The following is an 18,439-nucleotide window of genomic DNA, read 5'->3' as shown; positions in this document are numbered from 1 at the left end:
CCTACAGCGCCGCGCGTCTTCTCAGACGCGCAAAGGACGCTGTAGCACTTTAAATTTGGCGCATGATCCCCAGCGAAAATCGGGGTCATGCGCTAGTCCCCAGGAGTTGGACGACATGCTGAGAGGCTCGCTTACCGCGCTCGTGACACCGTTCGAAAAGAGCGGCCGTTTCGACGAGAAAGCCTTTCGCGCTCTCGTTGCCTGGCAGATCGCTGAAGGCACGACGGGCGTGGTTCCGGTCGGCACCACCGGCGAGTCGCCGACGCTGTCGCATGACGAGCACCGCCAAGTCGTCAAGGTCTGTATCGAGGTGGCCAAAGGCCGGGTTCCGGTCGTCGCCGGCGCCGGCTCCAACAACACCGAAGAGGCGGTCGGCCTGGTCCAGTATGCCGAGAAGGCAGGCGCCGACGCGGCGCTCGTCGTCACGCCTTACTACAACAGGCCGACGCAGCGCGGCCTCTATGCGCATTTCGCCGCGGTCGCCAAGGCGACCAGCCTGCCGATCATCATCTACAATATTCCGCCACGCTCGGTGATCGACATGATGCCCGAGACGATGGGCCAGCTGGTGCACGACTTCAAGAACATCATCGGCGTCAAGGACGCCACCGGCAAGGTCGAGCGGGTTTCCGAGCAGCGTGCCAGCTGCGGCAAGGATTTCATCCAGCTTTCCGGCGAGGATGCCTCGGCGCTCGGTTTCAACGCCCATGGCGGCGTCGGCTGCATCTCGGTGACGGCGAATGTCGCGCCACGGCTGTGCGCCGAATTCCAGGAGGCGACGCTTTCCGGCGAGAACGCCAAGGCGCTGGACTTGCAGGACCGCCTGCTGCCGCTGCACAAGGCGATTTTCCTCGAACCCGGCGTGTCCGGCGCGAAATATGCGCTGTCGAAGCTGGGCAAGGTCGAGAACGTGCTGCGCTCGCCGCTGGTCACCGTCGAGCAGTCGACCGCCGAGAAGATCGATGCGGCGATGAAGCACGCCGGCTTGATTAATTAGGGATGAGGCGCCACCTCTCCGCATCATGAATCAAGTCAGAAAAGCCGACCCCAACAACAAGACCGTTGCGGAAAACCGCAAGGCGCGGTTTTCCTATGAGGTGCTCGACACGATCGAGGCCGGCCTGGTGCTGACCGGCACCGAGGTGAAGTCGCTGCGCCAAGGCCAGGCCAACATCCAGGACAGTTACGCCTCGGTCGAGGGCGGTGAGATCTGGCTGATCAACTCCTATCTGCCGGAATATCTGCAGGCCAACCGCTTCAACCATGAGCCGCGCCGGCGCCGCAAACTCCTGCTCAACAAGCGCGAGATGGCCAAGCTGGCGCAGAGCGTCGATCGCGAAGGCATGACGCTGGTGCCGCTAAAGATCTATTTCAACGACCAGGGCCGGGCGAAGCTTTTACTCGCCGTCGGCCGCGGCAAGAAATTGCACGACAAGCGCGAAACCGAAAAGCAGCGCGACTGGTCGCGCGAAAAGGGCCGGCTGCTGAAGGAGCGTGGGTAGGCTGGGAGCCGCTCTTTTGAAGAACCGGATCGTCTTTTGGGGTGCGGCCAGCCTGATCCTGGTGTGCCTAGTCGCGGTCGGCGGCTATTTCTATTTCCATCCGTTTTCTCCGGACCGCGGCAAATATCCAGTCAGGGGCATCGACGTTTCCCATCATCAGCGGCAGATCGACTGGCGGCGTGTTGCCGCCGATGACGTCGCCTTCGCCGTCATCAAGGCAACCGAAGGCGGCGACCATGTCGATGATGCCTTCGCCGCCAATCTGCGTGAGGCCCGTGCGGCCGGTCTGGCTGTCGGTGCCTATCATTTCTTCACCTTCTGCAGGCCTGGCGCCGATCAGGCGAAGAATTTCATCTCCGTCGTACCGCGCGGTCAACCGCTGCTGCCGCCGGTGGTGGATATCGAATTCGTCGGCAATTGTCCGCGGCGGCCATCGCCCGAAGAATTGAGTATTGAACTCTCGGCTTTCGTTGGTCCTGTCGAGGCAGCCTTCGGCAAAACGGCGATCCTCTACGTGACCGACGACGCGGCGCGCGCCTATGCCGGGCAGATTGTCGGCCGCCCGCGCTGGGTTCGTTCGCTGGCGCTGCAGCCAAGCCATGACCAGTGGATCTATTGGCAGTACCACGACAAGGGTCGCGTCGACGGCATCACAGGCGATGTCGATCTGAATGTCCTTCAGGGCGGGCAGGAGAAATTGGCCGAGCTGGTTGCGCCACCGCCCGAATCTATCTCTCGAGAAACGCCGCTATCTCCCTGAACACGTTGACGAACATCGCTTCCGTCAGCACGCCGGTGTTGGTGTTGTAGCGCGAGCAGTGATAGCTGGAAAATAGCGTCACGCCATTGGTTTGCTGCTGCCCGCCATGCCTGAACGGATAAGCGGCGACACGCTGGCCGAGCGCCCGCACCGTCGACTGGTGCGCGATCGAGCCAAGCGCCAGCACGGCGCGCAGGTTCTTAAACCGCGCGATCGTCGGCACCAGGAACCTCCGGCAGGTGGCAATCTCGGCACCGACCGGCTTGTTGTCCGGCGGCACGCAGCGCACCGCATTGGTGATCGCCGTGCCGACGAGCTCCAGCCCGTCATCGGGCCGCGCCTTGAATTGGCCGCGCGCAAAGCCGTGTGCGATCAGCGTGTTGTAGAGCAGGTCGCCGGCATAGTCGCCGGTGAAGGGGCGTCCGGTGCGGTTCGCCCCACGCAGGCCCGGCGCCAGCCCGACGATCAGCAGCCGCACCGTATCCTCGCCCTCCGGCGCCATGAAGGTCGGCACCGGCGCATTGAACCAGGACGGCTCGCGCTGCCGCCATTGCGCTCTAAAATCATGCAGCCGCGGGCAGAGCGGGCAGTCGCGATCCGGCTCGGGGGATGCGACCAGGGGAGCGGTCAAGACCGCCGCCGTCAATAATCGTCCTCGTCGACTTCGGCCGGCTCGGGCCGGCGCACCGGCCGCTCGGACGGGTCGCGGCCTACCTCGCTCTTCAGCGTCATCAGGTCGATGAAATGGTCGGCCTGGCGGCGCAGATCGTCGGAAATCATCGGCGGCTGCGAAGCCATGGTGGAGACGATCGAAACCTTGCGCCCGCGCCGCTGCAGCGCCTCGACCAGCGTGCGGAAATCGCCGTCGCCGGAAAAGATGACATAGTGGTCGACGACATCGGCGAGTTCCAGCGCATCGACGGTCAACTCGATATCCATATTGCCCTTGATCTTGCGGCGGCCGGTCGAGTCGGTGAATTCCTTGGCCGGCTTGGTCACCACCTTGAAGCCGTTGTAGTCGAGCCAGTCGATCAGCGGCCGGATCGAGGAATATTCCTGATCCTCGACCAGCGCGGTGTAGTAGTAAGCACGCAGCAGGTAGCCACGCTTCTGAAAGCTCGACAAGAGCCTGCGATAGTCGATATCGAAGCCGAGCGCGCGCGACGTGGCGTAAAGATTGGCACCGTCGATGAAAAGGGCGATTTTTTCGCGAGGGTCGAACATGGAAAATATTCCTTTTCGAAAAATAAGCGGTCGTCTAAATGCGCGTGACTATCGGTCGGCTTGAAATAACCGGCTGACCTTCGTCATTCGAGATAGCGCCGGTTTTACGGCAATCCAAGGGTATGATGCTGCAAGCAAGCAATTGTGATCGGTGCCGTATCGTCGCAGGCGGCGCGCGCCCAGACGGCCTTGGCCCCGGCCCCGGACCTGGCCCCGATCTTGGCATTGCCAAAAAGCTTGTATTTTGGCGGCGTTCGGGTTATGGACCGCGCCTGTTTTCCATCAAATCCAGGCATGAAAGGGGCAGCTCATGGCCCGCGTAACCGTTGAAGATTGCATCGACAAGGTCGACAACCGCTTCGAGCTCGTGCTTCTGGCCGGCCACCGCGCCCGTCAGATCAGCCAAGGCGCGCAGATCACGGTTCCTCGTGACAACGACAAGAATCCGGTCATCGCGCTGCGCGAGATCGCCGAGGAGACATTGTCGCCCGACGACCTCAAGGAAGATCTGATCCACTCGCTGCAGAAGCATGTCGAGGTCGACGAGCCGGAAGCCGATGGCGAGGCGATCGCCGACCAGACCGGCACCGCCGCTGCGGCAACCGATGCCGACGACACCGAGGACAACATCACCTTCGACCGCATGACCGAGGAAGACCTGCTGGCCGGCATCGAAGGTCTGGTACCGCCGGAAAAAAGCGACGATTATTAATCTTCGCAGCGGCCGCCGACACTTTCGCGTCGGCAGTTTCGTGGTTATCTATGACATGCGCCGTACGCCAGTGCGGCGCATGATTCATTTCAGCACTGCGAGATCCCGCCCATGATGCGTCAGTATGAGCTTGTCGAGCGCGTCCAGCGCTACAAGCCTGACGTCAACGAGGCGCTGCTCAACAAGGCCTATGTCTACGCCATGCAGAAGCATGGTCACCAGAAGCGCGCCTCCGGCGATCCCTATTTCTCGCATCCGCTCGAAGTCGCCGCCATCCTCACCGAAATGCACATGGACGAAGCGACCATCGCGGTTGCCCTGCTGCATGACACGATCGAGGACACCACGGCGACCAGGGCCGAGATCGACGAGCTGTTCGGTCCGGAAATGGGCAAGCTGGTCGAAGGCCTGACCAAGCTGAAGAAACTCGACCTCGTCTCCAAGAAGGCCGAGCAGGCTGAAAACCTGCGCAAGCTCTTGCTGGCGATCTCGGAAGACGTTCGCGTGCTGCTGGTCAAACTTGCAGACCGCCTGCACAACATGCGCACGCTCGACCATGTGCCCGAGGCCAAGCGCCTGCGCATCGCCGAGGAGACGATGGATATCTATGCGCCGCTGGCCGGGCGCATGGGCATGCAAGGCATGCGCGAGGAGCTTGAGGAGATCGCCTTCCGCTTCATCAATCCGGAAGCCTACCGCGCCGTCACCGCGCGGCTCGCCGAAATCTTCGAGCGCAACAAGGGCGTGCTGTCCGAGATCGAGATGGCGCTGTCCACGCTGTTCGACAAATATGCGATCAAGGCCGAGGTGAAGAGCCGCCAGAAGAAGCCGTGGTCGGTGTTCCGCAAGATGGAGGCCAAGGCGCTGTCCTTCGAGCAGCTGTCCGACATTTTCGGCTTTCGTGTCGTCGTCGATACCGTCGAGGACTGCTACCGGGCGCTCGGCGCCATCCACACGACATGGTCGATGGTGCCAGGCCGCTTCAAGGATTACATCTCGACGCCGAAGCAGAACGACTACCGTTCGATCCACACCACCATCGTCGGACCGTCGCGCCAGCGCGTCGAGCTGCAGATCCGCACCTATCAGATGAACAAGATCGCCGAATATGGCGTTGCCGCGCATTCGATCTACAAGGACAGCGGCGGCAAGGTGAACGGCACTGCCCACGCGATCTCGAAGGAGACCAACGCCTATGCCTGGCTGCGGCGCACCATCGAGCAGCTTGCCGAAGGCGACAATCCCGAGGACTTCCTCGAAAACACCAAGCTGGAGTTGTTCCAGGACCAGGTTTTCTGCTTCACGCCCAAGGGCATGTTGATCGCGCTGCCGCGCGGCGCCACGCCGATCGATTTCGCCTACGCCGTGCACACCGATGTCGGCGACACCTGCGTTGGCGCCAAGGTCAACGGCCGCATCATGCCGCTGATGACCGAGCTGAAGAATGGCGACGAGGTCGAGATCATCCGCTCCAAGGCGCAGGTGCCGCCGGCTGCGTGGGAATCGGTCGTCGTCACCGGCAAGGCGCGCTCGGCGATCCGCCGCGCCACCAAGGCCGCCATCCGCAAGCAGTATTCGGGTCTCGGCGTTCGTATTCTGGAGCGTGCGTTCGAGCGGTCCGGCAAGACCTTCACCAAGGAAAGCCTGAAGTCGGTGCTGCACCGGCTGGCGCGCAAGGACATCGAGGATGTGCTGGCTTCGGTCGGCCGCGGCGAACTTGCCTCCACCGACGTGATGAAGGCGGTGTTTCCCGACTACAAGGATGAACGCGTCACGCTGGTTGCGCCCAAGCAGCGCGAAGAGGGCTGGTCGAAGATCCGCAACGCCGCCGGCATGCTGTTCCAGATTCCCGGCCGGGCGGCGCGCAAGGACAAGGACCAGCCAAAGGACGGCGCCGTGCCGATCCGCGGCGTCCGCGGCGACCTGCCGGTGCGCTTCGCGCCGGAAGGTGCTGTGCCCGGCGACCGCATCGTCGGCATCGTGCAGCCGGGGACCGGCATCACCATCTATCCGATCCAGTCGCCGGCGCTGCAGGCCTTCGATGACCAGCCCGAACGCTGGATCGACGTGCGCTGGGACATAGACGAGCGCACCAAGGAACGATTTCCGGCGCGAGTCTCGGTCACCGCCATCAACGCGCCGGGCTCGCTGGCCGACATCGCGCAGGTCGTTGCATCCAACGACGCCAACATCCACACATTGTCGATGGTGCGCACCGCACCCGATTTCACCGAAATGCTGATCGATCTCGAAGTCTGGGACCTGAAGCACCTGAACCGGCTGCTGTCGCAGCTCAAGGACAATTCGAGCGTCAGCGATGCGCGGCGCGTGAACGGGTGAATAGTGAATAGTGAATAGTGAAAGAAGGTGCTCTCACTACTCACTACCATTCACCATTCGCCATTCACCATTCGGCATGGACATGGAGCGAACAATGAACACCGACGAAGTGCTGGGCATTTTCCGTGAAGCCGGTGCCGTTCTCGAAGGGCATTTCATCCTGACGTCGGGCTTGCGAAGCCCGGTCTTCCTGCAGAAGGCGCGGGTCTTCATGCATGCCGACAAGACCGAGCGCCTGTGCAAGGCGCTGGCCGAAAAGATCCGCGCTGCTGTGTCCGGCAGGATCGATTACGTCGTCGGCCCGGCGATCGGCGGGCTGATCCCGGCCTACGAAACCTCGCGCCATCTTGGCGCACCGGCGATCTGGGTCGAGCGGGAAGGGGGCGAGTTCAGGCTCCGCCGCTTCGAGATCGCCAAGGGTTCGCGCGTCGTCATCGTCGAGGACATCGTCACCACCGGCCTGTCGATCCGCGAGACCGTCGACTGCCTGCGCGCGCTTGGCGCCGAGGTCGTTGCCGCTGCCTGCATCATCGACCGCTCGGCCGGCAAGACGGATGTCGGCGTGCCGCTGATCGCGCTCGCCGAGTACGAGGTTCCGGCCTACCCGGTCGACAGGCTGCCGCCCGAGCTCGCCGCCATACCGGCCGTCAAGCCGGGCAGCCGCAATATCTGATGCATGTCGCCCAAAAGTGCGCAGCGGTTTTGGGACAATGACATGCATAGAACAACGTTAACTGAGGCGCTGCCGTGATTGCAGGCATCGATCATTTCGTACTGACGGTTCGCTCCGTCGAAGACACCTGCGCCTTCTATCAGCGCGTGCTTGGTTTCAGGCGCCTCGACGAGCCGAACCGGCCGACGGCGCTGCTGTTTGGAACGCAAAAGGTCAATGTGCATGAGGTCGGGCGCACCTTCGAGCCCAAGGCCAAGGCGCCGACTCCGGGCTCCGCGGATTTCTGCCTGGTCGCCGGCCGTCCGCTCTCGGAGATATGCGCCAGCCTGGCGGCCAACGGCGTTGCCGTCGAAGTCGGGCCGGTCGAGCGGATCGGCGCCCGTGGCCCGATGATGTCGGTCTATTTCCGCGACCCGGACGGCAATCTCGTCGAGGTCAGCGAGTATGGGCCGTAGATAGCTGGAGTTGCTGCCGATTTCTGCGGCGACTCGCCTCCTCAAATCCGCCGCGATTATACTGTGTCCGGAGTGGCGAAACGCCGGCCCCGCAGGCGACAGCAAGCGGACGGCATGCAGCTACGGTTGTTCTGCGGCCAGCGTATCGCTATATCAAGGTCGTTGTTGCCTTTCGACGGCCGCAAAGCGCGAGATATAGCTGTCGCGTCCGGCCCGGGGTGGTCGGACCGGCAGCGCTGGATATCAGGACAGGAACAGAGTGCTTTTTCGACGCCGCAAGCCTGATGGTTTTCTCGAGCGGGTGCGTGCCTATCTGTGGCCACGCCGCTCGTTCTCGCGCTCGCTGCGCCTAGCGAAAAGAGCTGGAGCGGCCGGACGGGAAGTTCCCGCCGAATGATCATTGGTATCGGCAGCGACCTGATCGATATCAGACGCATCGAAAAATCGCTGGAGCGCCATGGCCAACGCTTCATCCAGCGCATCTACACCGAGGTCGAACAGGCCCGCTCCGAAAACCGCGGCGCCCGCGTCGCTTCCTATGCGAAGCGCTTCGCTGCCAAGGAGGCCTGCGCCAAGGCGCTGGGCACCGGTATGGCGCAAGGGGTGTTCTGGCGCGACATGGGCGTCGTCAACCTGGCCAGCGGCCAGCCGACCATGGCGTTGACCGGCGGAGCGGCGGCGCAGCTGGACAAAATCCTGCCTGACGGGCACAGGGCGGCGATCCACCTCACCATCACCGACGATTTTCCGCTTGCTCAAGCCTTTGTGATCATCGAGGCGTTGCCCGTCGAAGAAGCGCCATATTGATTGCATCTGACCACCGGCATGACGTTGCCCAGCGCACGCCGAGACTCTATACCAACCAACGCATAATCGAGGACGACATGAGCGTGGCTGAAAAATCCCAGAAGAAATCCGGCGGGCTTGGCGAAACCGTCAGCGTCATCGTCCAGGCGCTGTTGCTCGCTCTGGTCATCCGCACGCTGCTTTTTCAGCCATTCTCTATCCCGTCCGGGTCGATGCGGCCGACCTTGCTCGAAGGCGACTATCTCTTCGTCACCAAATGGTCGTATGGCTTCTCCCGCTATTCCCTGCCGTTCGGGCCGGACCTCTTTTCGGGCCGCATCTGGGGCGCCGAGCCGAAGCGCGGCGACGTGGCGGTGTTCAAGTTCCCGCCGGACCCCTCCGTCGACTACATCAAGCGCGTCGTCGGCCTGCCGGGCGACAAGATCCAGGTCAAGGACGGCCAGCTCTTCATCAACGGCGTCGGCGTGCCACGCCAGAAGGTCGGGCAGATCGACAATCGCGACATCACCGAGGAGAGCGGGCCGGTCGACGTCTATCGCGAGACATTGCCGAATGGCGTCAGCTATGACACGCTCGACCTGATACCCAACTCGATCGGTGACAACACAAAGGAATTCGACGTGCCGCCCGGGCACTATTTCATGATGGGGGATAACAGGGACAATTCCTCGGACAGCCGCTTCACCGTCGGTTTCGTGCCTGACGACAACCTGGTTGGCCGCGCCAATCTCATCTTCTTCTCGATCGGTGGCAGCGCCAGCCCGCTCGAAATCTGGAAATGGCCGTCGCTGATGCGCGCGTCGCGCCTGCTCCATTTCGTCAATTAGGGTCATGGCGGCAACAAAACGGCTGACCGTCGACGCGCTCGCCGAAGCGCTCATGGAGCGCACCGGCCACGCCTTTGCCGACCGCCAGCGCTTGCAGCGCGCGCTGACCCATGCCAGCGCCCGCAGCAGCCATGCCGGCATCGACTATGAGCGTTTCGAATTCCTGGGCGACCGCGTCCTCGGCCTGGTCGTCGCCGACATGCTGCTGGCGGCGTATCCTGACGCTGCCGAAGGTGAGCTGTCGCTCCGGCTCAACGCGCTGGTCAATGCCGAGGTGCTGGCGGACATCGCCGAGGAGATTGGCCTGCCGGAGTTGATCCGTGCCGGCTCGGACGTGCGCGGCCTGGACGGGCGCAAACGCGTCAATCTGCGGGCTGATGCGCTGGAATCGCTGATCGCCGTGCTCTATCTCGACGGCGGGCTGGAGGCGGCCCGCGCCTTCATCCACAAATACTGGCGGCCGCGCTCGCAGGCCATCGGTGCCGCCCGCCGCGATGCCAAGACCGAACTGCAGGAATGGGCGCATCAGGCGGCAGGCGCCGTACCGGTCTACATAATTGACAGCCGCGAGGGACCGGACCACGATCCGCTATTCACCGTCAGCGTCAAGGTCGGCGCCTATCCGCCGGCGACCGGCAGCGGGCGCTCCAAGCGCGAGGCCGAGCAAGCCGCCGCTACCGCACTGCTGTTGCGCGAAGGCGTCTGGCTAAATAAGGGGAGCGCGGCATGACCGCCACCGAAGACGTCCCGCCGGCAACAGAAGCCGCCACCACGCATTCTGGCTTCGTCGCGTTGATCGGCGCGCCCAATGCGGGGAAATCGACGCTGGTCAACCAACTGGTCGGCGCCAAGGTGTCGATCGTTACCCACAAGGTGCAGACGACGCGCGCCATCGTGCGCGGCATCGCCATCCACAATAACGCACAGATCGTCTTCGTCGACACGCCGGGTATCTTCAAGCCGAAGCGGCGGTTGGACACGGCGATGGTGACGACCGCCTGGGGCGGCGCCAAGGACGCCGACATCGTGCTGTTGCTGATCGACGCCGAGCGCGGCATCAGGGGCGACGCTAACGCGATTCTCGAACGGCTGAAGGATGTCCTCCAGCCGATGGTGCTGATCCTCAACAAGGTCGACCGGGTCAATCCCGAGGCGCTGCTGGCCCTGTCCGCTGCAGCGAATGAAAGGGTGCCCTTCAAGCGCACCTTCATGGTCTCGGCGCTAACCGGGTCGGGTTGCAAGGACCTGCTCGACTATCTGGCCGAAACCCTGCCTGCCGGCCCCTGGTATTACCCGGAGGACCAGATCTCCGACCTGCCGATGCGTCAGCTGGCGGCCGAGATCACTCGCGAAAAGCTCTATCTCAGGCTGCATCAGGAACTGCCCTATTCCTCCCATATCGAGACCGAGAAATGGGAAGAGAAGAAGGACGGCTCGGTGCGCATCGACCAGACCATCTATGTCCAGCGTGACAGCCAGAAGAAGATCGTGCTCGGCCACAAGGGCGAGACGATCCGTGCCATCGGCCAGGCGGCACGCATGGAGATATCCGGTATCCTCGAACAGAAGGTGCATCTTTTCCTGTTCGTCAAGGTGCGCGAGAACTGGGGCGACGACCCCGAGCGCTATCGCGAGATGGGGCTGGAGTTTCCGCATTAGAGCATGTTCCCGAAAAGTGGGAGCCGGTTTTCGGAAAAGATCATGCTCAAACAAGAAGTCACTATCGACACAGCCCTCGTGAGCCGGTTGGTCGCCACGCAATTTCCCCGATGGAAGGATCTTGCTGTCCGGCCGGTTGCATCAGGCGGATGGGACAACAGGACCTTTCATCTCGGAGACCATATGCTGGTGAGGCTGCCGAGTGCGGCGGCCTATGCCTTGCAAGTGGAAAAGGAACATCGCTGGCTGCCAAGGCTTGCGCCTCTGCTGCCGCTGCCTGTCCCGGTCCCGCTGGCGATGGGAGCCCCGGCCGACGACTATCCCTGGCATTGGTCCGTCTACCGCTGGATCGAAGGCGAGACGGCGACGCTGGAGCGTATTGCCGGCCTGCCGCAATTCGCGGCCGGCCTGGCCCAGTTCCTGGTCGCCCTGCAACGGATCGATCCCGCTGGTGGACCGGCGCCAGGGCAGCACAACTTTTTTCGCGGCGGACCACTGAGCGTCTATGACGGTGAAACCCGGCAGGCAATTGCGGCCCTCGACGGCAAGATCGACACAGGCGCCGCGAGCGGGGTGTGGGAAGCAGCGCTTGCCGCGACATGGCATGGCGCGCCCGTCTGGTTCCACGGTGACGTCAGTTGGGGAAACCTGTTGGTCAGGCAAGGCGCTTTGAGCGCCGTGATCGACTTCGGGACTTCCGGCGTGGGCGATCCCTCGTGCGACTTGGCGATTGCGTGGACGCTCCTCGAAGGGAAAAGCCGAGAGGTGTTTCGCGCGGTTCTTCATGCCGATGAGGCAAGCTGGGCGCGGGGCCGTGGTTGGACGCTATGGAAAGCGCTGATCACGGTCGCCGGCCATATAGACATCAATCCAGTCGAAGTTGAAAAGTCGCGACGCGTGATCAATGAAGTGCTTGCCGATCACCTCCGCGCGGACCGCCGCGGAGGGCACCCACAGAGCGCCTGAAAAACTTGATTTCGCCACCGAAGCGGTGACAAGCTCCGTTCATGGAATGGCGCGACGAGGGAATTATTCTCGGCACCCGCAAGCATGGCGAAACCAGCGCCATTCTTGAGGTCATGACGCGTGCGCATGGCCGCCACCTCGGCCTTGTGCGCGGCGGCCGCTCGCGCAAGCAGCAGCCGGTTCTGCAGCCCGGCAACCGCGTCGACCTGCTGTGGCGGGCGCGGCTCGACGAACATCTTGGCACCTTTCAGGCCGAGGCGATCGAGATGAACGCCGCCCGGCTCATGGACAGCGCCGTCGCCATCTATGGGCTGCAGACCATGGCTGCGCATCTGCGCCTGCTGCCCGAGCGCGACGCCCATGACGGCCTCTACGAGACGCTGGCCGTGATGATCGCTCACCTCGACGATGCGGACGCCGCCGGCGAGCTGGTAGCGCGCTTCGAACTGCTGATTCTCGACGAGCTCGGCTTCGGCCTCGATCTCAGCCAGTGTGCCGCGACCGGCGCCAGGCAAGATCTTGCCTATGTCTCGCCGAAATCCGGGCGCGCCGTGTCGCGCCAGGCCGGCGCGCCATGGCGCGACAAGATGCTGGTGCTGCCCGCATTCCTGCAGCGCGGCTCCGGCCTGCGCGCCGATCCGGCGGCGATCGAGGATGCCTTCCGGCTGACCGGCTTCTTTTTTACCCGCCATGTCTACGAGGCGCGCGGCATCGAGCCGCCCGGCGCCCGCGCTGGCTTCCTCGCCGCCTTTCGCAAGCACCACGCGGCGGGCAAGGAGATTGGCGCCGAGACCGCCGCCGGAGAAATCATTACATGAGCGAAGTGGAACTCTATCCCGGCCGGGTCTCGCCGCTCGGCCTCGGCACCATTCCGCACGGCGACATCTCTAGATATACCGGCCTGGAATTGCTCCAGCGCATCATCGACAACAAATACCCGGCGCCGCCGATTTCGTTCCAGCTCAGTTTCGACCTGACCGAAGTGTCGGAAGGACGCGCGGTGTTCCGCGGCATGCCGAACGAGCGCTATCTCAATCCGCTCGGTGGGGTGCATGGCGGCTGGGCCGCGACGCTGCTGGATTCGGCTCTTGCCTGCGCGGTGCAAACGCTGCTCGACAAGGGCGAGGCCTATACGACGGCGGAATTCAAGGTGAACCTGACACGGCCGATCACGCCGAAGACCGGCGAGGTGGTGTGCGAGGGCAGGGTGGTGCACAAGGGCCGCACATTGGCGGTTTCGGAAGCGACGCTGAAGGACGCCAACGGCAAGCTGCTGGCTTTCGGCACCGAAACGTGCTCGATCTTTCCGGCCGCCAATCTGGCGGCGCGCTGACTCGGCTGGCCGTCTGGCCGCCGTATTTGTCAGTAACTACTGGCTTGGTTTGGGGGAACCGCCATGTTCGAAAGCCTGATCGGCCTAGTCGCGATCATCGCGCTGTTCGTCATTATCTCGCGCCAGCAGAGCCGCATCGGCCTGATCGAGCGTGAACTTGGTGCGCTGCGCAGCCTCGTGCTTTCGGGCGCGCATGTGGCCCCGCCGCAGGCCAAGCCGGTAGAACCGGCCGCAAACGACAGCATGCCAGCAGACGCGGCAGTTGCGGCCGTGACCGACATTGTCCCGTCATCGGCGGGCGAGGCTGAGGAAAAGCCGTCCACAGAGGCTGAGGCCGGGGAGATTGCATCCGGACCGTGGGCTGCGGGCGAAGCGGCGCCGGCTGGATCTGCACCTTCGCAACCGGCCGCCGCGACGGCGAAAGCGACGCAAAAGCCTGACATTGAAACGGCGCTCGGCACCCGATGGGCGGTCTGGGTCGGCGGCATCGCGCTGGCGCTGGGCGGCCTGTTCCTGATCCGCTACACCATCGAGGCCGGCATTTTCGGTCCCGGCGTGCGGCTGAGCATGGCAGCAATGCTCGGGATGGTGCTGGTCGCCGTTGGCGAGTTCATCCGCCGCACCGGCTTCAGGGTGCCGGTGCAGGGCGTCGCTGGCGCCTATATTCCGGCAATCCTGACGGCGGCCGGTGCTTTCATCCTGTTCGGCACGGTTTATGCCGCGCATGGCGTTTACGGCTTCATCGGGCCGGCGCTCGCCTTCACGCTGCTCGGAGCCATCGGTGTGGCGACCATCGCGGCCGCCCTCGTCCATGGTCAGGCGCTGGCCGGCATCGGCCTGCTCGGCGCGGTGGTGACGCCGATGCTGGTCGCCTCGCAGGCGCCGAATCCTTGGGCGCTGTTCGGCTATTTGGCGATTGTGCTCGCCGCTACCGGCGTCATCGCCCGCCTGCGCGACTGGAAATTGCTGATGGCGGCAGCGTTCGTCGGCACCGGCCTCTGGACCATTCTTTACATGACTGACGCGCCGGGCACCAACCTGCCTGTCATCCTCTTCATCAATGCGGTGACCCTGGCCGTGCTCGCCTTCGTCTGGCTCGGCCGTCGCGGTGGCGAAGCAGAGCCCGCCAAGGGTTTCGACGGGCCGTCGATCGCACCTGGCTTCTTCGTCGGCCTTTCGGCGATGGCGCTGTTCGTCGACCCGGCATACGCTGCCGGCGATGCTCTGCCGGGAGCAGCTCTTATCGCAGCCCTGGTCGCGGTAGCGCTCTACCGGCCGCTGGCGCTGGCGCTTCTGCACGCCGCAGGGCTGGCGACGGTGCTGGTCTATCTCGGCATCATTCCGCCAACCTCCGTCGCTTCAGACTTTTCAGGTGGCGTTCTCGACGGCGAAGGTCTGCCGGCGGCAGTTGCCGATACGCTGATGCTCAGGATCGGTATCTTTCTTGGACTTATGTTCATCGGCGCCGGATTCTGGGCTGCGCGCAAATTTGCCGCCTCGGCACAAATCCGCGCCGCCTCATGGGCGGCATGGGGCGCTGTTGCGCCGCTGGTCATTCTGTTGGCGCTCTGGTTCACCTTCGGCAATCTCGACCGCGATCTTGTCTACGCGGCGGTTGCAGCCCTTCTGGTCGTGGTCTTCGCCGCCGGCGGCGAGTGGATCGCGCGCGGTGAAGAGCCGCCGCTACAGGGCAGTGCTGCCGTCTCCTTCGCGTTTGGCGGGGCAGCAGTCGCCGCCTTGCTGATGATCTACATGGCCTTCGGGTCCGGCTGGACCACCATCCTGCTGGGTGCCGCGGCCATCGTGCCGGCGCTGGCCACCCGCTGGCGCGCCTATCCGGTGCTCGGCTGGATTTCGGTCGGCGCGGTCATCGCCGTACTCGGCCGCGTCGCCTTCGATCCGACAATCGTCGGCGCCGAATTCCTGTCGACGACGCCGGTATTCAACTGGCTGCTGCCGGGCTACGGCGTGCCGGCGCTTGCCTTCGGCTTTGCCGCCTGGCAGCTTGCCCGCACCACAAATGGCCGGCCACGCCTAGCCATGGAAGCGGGCGCAGCACTGTTTGCGCTGCTCACGGTTGCCATATTGGTGCGCCACGCCATGCATGGCGGCGTCATCGACACGGGTGCTGCGACGCTCGCCGAGCAGGCGATCTACACGCTGATCGCCATCGGCGCCGGCGCCATCCTGGTCGCCATCGACATGCGCTCGCCAAGCTCGGTGCTGCGCTATGGTTCGCTTGCTGCGGGCGTGGTCTCGGTCGCCTTCATCGTCATCCAGCATTTTGTGGCGCTGAACCCGCTGTTTACTGACGAATCGACCGGGCGAATCCTGGTGTTCAACCTGCTGTTCCTCGCCTATTTCTTGCCGGCCGCCGCTGCCGGCGGGCTCGCGCTCTATACCAGAGACAAGCGGCCGAAATGGTACGCCGCGATGCTGGCGCTGGCGGCGGCACTGCTGGCCTTCGCCTATGCGACGCTGTCGGTCCGGCGGCTGTTCAAGGGCGAGTTCATCGGTCTGTGGAGCGGCCTCGGCCAGCTCGAGACCTACACCTATTCCGCGTTGTGGCTGATCATCGGCGTGGCGCTGCTCACCGCTGGCGTCTGGCTGAAGTCGCAGGCGCTGCGCATTGCGTCGGCAGCGCTGATCTCAGTCGCCGTGTTGAAGGTCTTCCTCTTCGACATGTCGGAACTGGAAGGCGTGCTGAGGGCGCTGTCCTTCATCGGCCTCGGCGCGGTGCTGATCGGCATCGGCCTGTTCTATCAGCGTCTGCTGACAAGAGCGGTCAAATCCGATGCCGGATAGTATTCAGGCCAGATCGGTCTGCAAAAAATCATTGCCCTTGTAGAGCAGGGGTACCCGGTAGGCCTTGGCGCATGCATAGCTGAAGCAGTCGCCGAAATTCAGCTTGGCGGGATGGCCGACATATCGACCGTAGTCGCGCGCGGCTTTGACTGCGAGTTCGCGAATGATGGCATCCAGTGGAACTTCCACGGCCTTGAGTTCGGCCAAGAAGCCGATGACGATGGTTTGGCATTGATCGATCAGAGCAGGCGGTGTCGGAGCTTGATCGCCGCTTTCAGCCACAGATTTCCTGCGGGCGATTCCGAGGACAGCTTCAAAAGCGGAACTCGGCGAGAAATAGAGCCTCTCGGCGGTTTCAATCCTTCTCAGCAGACGTTCCGCATTTGCCTCTCTCAAGATCAGCGCAATAATCGCGGACGCATCAAGAAACATCGGGTTCCCCCCAGGCCTCGTCCATGAATTTCTTCATATCGAAGGTGGGGTCATCGGGACCAAGTGCGCTCGCGGCATCCTGATATTTTTTGATACGCTCGCTCAGCGGAAGGACAGCGTTCGCTCGTTCAAGCTCCCGCTTGAGAGCGATTCGCACTGCTTCAGTCTTCGTGGGGGCCCTGATGGCGGACTGCAACTGACGAGCCAGCGCGTCGACCTCGTTATCGCGGATGTACAGAGACAAATCGATTTCTCCAAACGTATATCCAAGTCAGAATATACTAAATATACGACTTCGAATATACACCCTTCAGGGCGCGCTTTCAACCTCAGGCGTCATGGCTTGCGGCGCCTTGACAGGTGGCCCCAGCGCCCGCCGGGAATAAATCGGCCCGCGCCAGCGTTATTGCATTGCTTGGGTGGCTGGGGCGGCGGACCGCTTCGCGCCGGCCGCTTGCGCCGCGCCGTGAAGACGCGTTCAATCGGATGAACAAGGGCGACCTCAGAACCAGCGGTCATGGACGAAAAGAAGGCAGCAATCCTGGGCGAAATACCACGCCTGCGCCGTTATGCGCGCTCGCTGTTGCGCGACCGCGATTCCGCCGACGATCTCGTTCAGGACTGTCTCGAACGGGCGCTTTTGCGGCTCGACAATTGGCAGACTGGAGAAAGCCCCAGGAGGTGGCTGTTTACGATCATGCATCATTTGTTCATCGACCAGATGCGCAAGGTGAACCGGCGCGGCGAAGCCGCGATGCTGCCGCTGGAAGCGAGCGAGGCGCAGGCAGCACCAGCCGAGCAGGTGGAGAGCATCGCCTCGCGCGAAATTATCGACGCGTTGCAGGCGATAAGCCCCGATCGGCGCGCAGCACTGGTCATGGTCGCCATCGAAGGCTTTTCCTATGCCGAAGCCGCCAACATCCTCGGCGTGCCGGCCGGCACGCTGATGTCGCGCATCGCGCGCGGGCGTGATGAGTTGCGCGGGCTGCTGGATGACGCCGCGCGTCGCCGGGCGATAAGGATCGTCGAGAAATGACCCGGCGCGATTTTTCCGAACGCGACATCCACATGGCCCTCGATGGCGAGTTGCCGGTTGACGAGCGCGTGGCCTATGACGCCTGGCTCGACGCCAATCCTGAAATGAAGGCGAGGAGCGCCCGCTATGTCGCCGACCGCGCAGCGCTTCGTGCCGCTTTTGCCGGCGTGCTCGACGAGCCGGTGCCGGCGCGGTTGCAGAAGATCGTGTTCGGCGAGGCGCCGGTCAAGACGGTGCCATTGGGCTCGCGCTGGTGGCTCCCGGCTGCCGCAGCGGCGATGCTGGCCATTGGCGGTGTTGGCGGTTATTTCGCCGGCATCGACCATCTCGGCCTGGAAGACCCCGCCGAGGACCAACTCGCCGAGCAGGCGATCGCAGCCCATGTCATCTATGCCGCCGAGCAGCGGCATGCGGTGGAAGTGCCCGCCAGCGACAAGGATCATCTGCAGACCTGGCTGTCCAATCGGGTCGGCCTGAAGCTGGTCGCACCGGATCTGGCGGCGCAAGGATTCCAGCTCGTCGGCGGCCGGCTGCTGCCCGCTGGCGAGAGCAAGGCCGCGATGCTGCTTTATGAGGACGACAAAGGCGAGCGCATCTCGCTGTTCGTCACGGCCGAATCGGCCGAGAAGGCCAAGGGCACCTATGGGTCGGAAGAGAACGGCCCCGAGGCCGTCTACTGGCTGGATAAGGGCTATGGCTGCGCCGTCGTCGGCTCGCTGCCGCGCGCGCAGCTGACTGCGGTGGCGAAGAGCGCCTACAGCCAGCTTCTTGCCGGGCTGGCCAGCTGAGCTGCGCCTGTTTTTCAAAGCCGCGCGTGCTTTGAACGCGCAAAGGACGCTGTAGCACTTTAATTTTTGCGCATGATCCTTTCCGAAAATCGATTTCGATTTTCGGGCCATGCACCCGGC

The 18,439-nt window shown here is 63.5% G+C and carries 21 protein-coding genes and 1 pseudogene; 18 read left to right on the top strand and 4 right to left on the bottom strand.

Annotation, left to right across the window (positions count from 1 at the left end; translation table 11 throughout):
- Positions 1–115: 115 nt before the first annotated feature.
- The 3 genes from dapA to BQ8482_RS23830 are packed head-to-tail and all read left to right on the top strand — an operon-like array spanning position 116 to position 2,262.
- Positions 116–997 (top strand): 4-hydroxy-tetrahydrodipicolinate synthase, encoded by an 882-nt coding sequence (gene dapA / locus BQ8482_RS23840; protein WP_123149903.1) that lies wholly within the window; start codon positions 116–118, stop codon positions 995–997.
- A gap of 25 nt (positions 998–1,022) precedes the next feature.
- Positions 1,023–1,502 carry an SsrA-binding protein SmpB gene (smpB, locus tag BQ8482_RS23835; RefSeq protein WP_023768487.1) on the top strand — a complete coding sequence of 160 codons (480 nt, stop codon included), beginning with the start codon at positions 1,023–1,025 and terminating at the stop codon, positions 1,500–1,502.
- A 16-nt stretch (positions 1,503–1,518) separates the two neighbouring features.
- Positions 1,519–2,262 (top strand): glycoside hydrolase family 25 protein, encoded by a 744-nt coding sequence (locus BQ8482_RS23830; RefSeq protein WP_123149817.1) that lies wholly within the window; start codon positions 1,519–1,521, stop codon positions 2,260–2,262.
- Here the strand turns inward: BQ8482_RS23830 and BQ8482_RS23825 are convergent.
- Complete coding sequence (locus tag BQ8482_RS23825) at positions 2,231–2,908, bottom strand: uracil-DNA glycosylase (protein ID WP_425294127.1); 678 nt, start codon at positions 2,906–2,908, stop codon at positions 2,231–2,233. The two genes, BQ8482_RS23830 and BQ8482_RS23825, sit on opposite strands and share 32 nt — an antisense overlap.
- The gene (locus tag BQ8482_RS23820; RefSeq protein WP_123149816.1) at positions 2,905–3,486 is read right to left on the bottom strand and encodes a LabA-like NYN domain-containing protein; all 582 of its coding nucleotides are present in this window, start codon (positions 3,484–3,486) and stop codon (positions 2,905–2,907) included. Before BQ8482_RS23820 ends, BQ8482_RS23825 begins: the two co-directional genes overlap by 4 nt.
- Before the next feature lie 310 nt (positions 3,487–3,796).
- Here BQ8482_RS23820 and rpoZ point away from each other — a divergent pair, with 310 nt between their 5' ends.
- The 13 genes and pseudogenes from rpoZ to BQ8482_RS23750 all read left to right on the top strand — a co-directional run bounded on the left by rpoZ (position 3,797) and on the right by BQ8482_RS23750 (position 16,063).
- Positions 3,797–4,198, top strand: coding sequence for a DNA-directed RNA polymerase subunit omega (gene rpoZ / locus BQ8482_RS23810; protein ID WP_029354482.1), 402 nt, complete (start codon positions 3,797–3,799; stop codon positions 4,196–4,198).
- A 111-nt stretch (positions 4,199–4,309) separates the two neighbouring features.
- Positions 4,310–6,538 (top strand): RelA/SpoT family protein, encoded by a 2,229-nt coding sequence (locus BQ8482_RS23805; RefSeq protein ID WP_123149814.1) that lies wholly within the window; start codon positions 4,310–4,312, stop codon positions 6,536–6,538.
- Positions 6,539–6,632: 94 nt separating this feature from the next.
- Positions 6,633–7,211 (top strand): orotate phosphoribosyltransferase, encoded by a 579-nt coding sequence (gene pyrE, locus BQ8482_RS23800; protein ID WP_123149813.1) that lies wholly within the window; start codon positions 6,633–6,635, stop codon positions 7,209–7,211.
- A gap of 74 nt (positions 7,212–7,285) precedes the next feature.
- Complete coding sequence (locus BQ8482_RS23795) at positions 7,286–7,666, top strand: VOC family protein (protein WP_123149812.1); 381 nt, start codon at positions 7,286–7,288, stop codon at positions 7,664–7,666.
- 259 nt (positions 7,667–7,925) lie between these two features.
- Positions 7,926–8,015 (top strand): annotated as a pseudogene (locus BQ8482_RS39510) (DUF2062 domain-containing protein); the annotation flags it as partial.
- A 44-nt stretch (positions 8,016–8,059) separates the two neighbouring features.
- The gene (gene acpS, locus BQ8482_RS23785; protein WP_095496688.1) at positions 8,060–8,473 is read left to right on the top strand and encodes a holo-ACP synthase; all 414 of its coding nucleotides are present in this window, start codon (positions 8,060–8,062) and stop codon (positions 8,471–8,473) included.
- Between the two features lie 77 nt (positions 8,474–8,550).
- Entirely contained in the window at positions 8,551–9,300 is a 750-nt protein-coding gene (gene lepB / locus BQ8482_RS23780) for a signal peptidase I (RefSeq protein WP_123149901.1), read from the top strand.
- Between the two features lie 4 nt (positions 9,301–9,304).
- Entirely contained in the window at positions 9,305–10,030 is a 726-nt protein-coding gene (gene rnc, locus BQ8482_RS23775) for a ribonuclease III (protein ID WP_095496687.1), read from the top strand.
- Positions 10,027–10,959, top strand: coding sequence for a GTPase Era (era, locus tag BQ8482_RS23770; protein WP_123149811.1), 933 nt, complete (start codon positions 10,027–10,029; stop codon positions 10,957–10,959). The genes rnc and era overlap by 4 nt, the downstream gene beginning before the upstream one ends.
- Before the next feature lie 42 nt (positions 10,960–11,001).
- Positions 11,002–11,925, top strand: a complete 924-nt coding sequence (locus BQ8482_RS23765) for an aminoglycoside phosphotransferase family protein (protein WP_123149900.1) — start codon at positions 11,002–11,004, stop codon at positions 11,923–11,925.
- Positions 11,926–11,966: 41 nt separating this feature from the next.
- Positions 11,967–12,743 (top strand): DNA repair protein RecO, encoded by a 777-nt coding sequence (recO, locus tag BQ8482_RS23760; RefSeq protein WP_123149810.1) that lies wholly within the window; start codon positions 11,967–11,969, stop codon positions 12,741–12,743.
- Complete coding sequence (locus BQ8482_RS23755) at positions 12,740–13,258, top strand: PaaI family thioesterase (protein ID WP_123149809.1); 519 nt, start codon at positions 12,740–12,742, stop codon at positions 13,256–13,258. Before recO ends, BQ8482_RS23755 begins: the two co-directional genes overlap by 4 nt.
- Before the next feature lie 63 nt (positions 13,259–13,321).
- A complete protein-coding gene (locus tag BQ8482_RS23750) occupies positions 13,322–16,063 on the top strand; it encodes a DUF2339 domain-containing protein (protein ID WP_123149808.1) in 2,742 nt (913 codons plus the stop codon).
- 3 nt (positions 16,064–16,066) lie between these two features.
- Here the strand turns inward: BQ8482_RS23750 and BQ8482_RS23745 are convergent, their stop codons facing one another.
- Both BQ8482_RS23745 and BQ8482_RS23740 read right to left on the bottom strand, forming a co-directional pair.
- On the bottom strand, positions 16,067–16,495 hold the full coding sequence (locus BQ8482_RS23745) for a type II toxin-antitoxin system VapC family toxin (protein ID WP_123149807.1): 429 nt from the start codon (positions 16,493–16,495) through the stop codon (positions 16,067–16,069).
- Positions 16,485–16,739, bottom strand: coding sequence for a type II toxin-antitoxin system VapB family antitoxin (locus tag BQ8482_RS23740; RefSeq protein ID WP_123149806.1), 255 nt, complete (start codon positions 16,737–16,739; stop codon positions 16,485–16,487). The genes BQ8482_RS23745 and BQ8482_RS23740 overlap by 11 nt, the downstream gene beginning before the upstream one ends.
- A 273-nt stretch (positions 16,740–17,012) precedes the next feature.
- Between BQ8482_RS23740 and BQ8482_RS23735 the strand changes: the two genes are divergently transcribed.
- Together BQ8482_RS23735 and BQ8482_RS23730 are read left to right on the top strand one after the other, a co-directional pair.
- Positions 17,013–17,531, top strand: a complete 519-nt coding sequence (locus BQ8482_RS23735; protein WP_123149805.1) for a sigma-70 family RNA polymerase sigma factor — start codon at positions 17,013–17,015, stop codon at positions 17,529–17,531.
- The gene (locus BQ8482_RS23730; RefSeq protein ID WP_123149804.1) at positions 17,528–18,319 is read left to right on the top strand and encodes an anti-sigma factor family protein; all 792 of its coding nucleotides are present in this window, start codon (positions 17,528–17,530) and stop codon (positions 18,317–18,319) included. Before BQ8482_RS23735 ends, BQ8482_RS23730 begins: the two co-directional genes overlap by 4 nt.
- Positions 18,320–18,439 lie beyond the last annotated feature (120 nt).

The organism is Mesorhizobium delmotii (assembly GCF_900149755.1).
Classification (GTDB): Bacteria; Pseudomonadota; Alphaproteobacteria; order Rhizobiales; family Rhizobiaceae; genus Mesorhizobium; species Mesorhizobium delmotii.
This window is presented reverse-complemented; position numbering and strand designations above follow the sequence as displayed.

Coding starts and splice junctions, on each gene's coding strand:
- smpB (WP_023768487.1), top strand. CDS start 1,023: ATGAATCAAGTCAGAAAAGCCGACCCCAACAACAAGACCGTTGCGGAA.
- rpoZ (WP_029354482.1), top strand. CDS start 3,797: ATGGCCCGCGTAACCGTTGAAGATTGCATCGACAAGGTCGACAACCGC.
- recO (WP_123149810.1), top strand. CDS start 11,967: ATGGAATGGCGCGACGAGGGAATTATTCTCGGCACCCGCAAGCATGGC.
- pyrE (WP_123149813.1), top strand. CDS start 6,633: ATGAACACCGACGAAGTGCTGGGCATTTTCCGTGAAGCCGGTGCCGTT.
- lepB (WP_123149901.1), top strand. CDS start 8,551: ATGAGCGTGGCTGAAAAATCCCAGAAGAAATCCGGCGGGCTTGGCGAA.
- era (WP_123149811.1), top strand. CDS start 10,027: ATGACCGCCACCGAAGACGTCCCGCCGGCAACAGAAGCCGCCACCACG.
- rnc (WP_095496687.1), top strand. CDS start 9,305: ATGGCGGCAACAAAACGGCTGACCGTCGACGCGCTCGCCGAAGCGCTC.
- BQ8482_RS23755 (WP_123149809.1), top strand. CDS start 12,740: ATGAGCGAAGTGGAACTCTATCCCGGCCGGGTCTCGCCGCTCGGCCTC.
- BQ8482_RS23765 (WP_123149900.1), top strand. CDS start 11,002: ATGCTCAAACAAGAAGTCACTATCGACACAGCCCTCGTGAGCCGGTTG.
- BQ8482_RS23730 (WP_123149804.1), top strand. CDS start 17,528: ATGACCCGGCGCGATTTTTCCGAACGCGACATCCACATGGCCCTCGAT.
- dapA (WP_123149903.1), top strand. CDS start 116: ATGCTGAGAGGCTCGCTTACCGCGCTCGTGACACCGTTCGAAAAGAGC.
- BQ8482_RS23750 (WP_123149808.1), top strand. CDS start 13,322: ATGTTCGAAAGCCTGATCGGCCTAGTCGCGATCATCGCGCTGTTCGTC.
- acpS (WP_095496688.1), top strand. CDS start 8,060: ATGATCATTGGTATCGGCAGCGACCTGATCGATATCAGACGCATCGAA.
- BQ8482_RS23820 (WP_123149816.1), bottom strand. CDS start 3,486: ATGTTCGACCCTCGCGAAAAAATCGCCCTTTTCATCGACGGTGCCAAT.
- BQ8482_RS23805 (WP_123149814.1), top strand. CDS start 4,310: ATGATGCGTCAGTATGAGCTTGTCGAGCGCGTCCAGCGCTACAAGCCT.
- BQ8482_RS23735 (WP_123149805.1), top strand. CDS start 17,013: ATGGACGAAAAGAAGGCAGCAATCCTGGGCGAAATACCACGCCTGCGC.
- BQ8482_RS23745 (WP_123149807.1), bottom strand. CDS start 16,495: ATGTTTCTTGATGCGTCCGCGATTATTGCGCTGATCTTGAGAGAGGCA.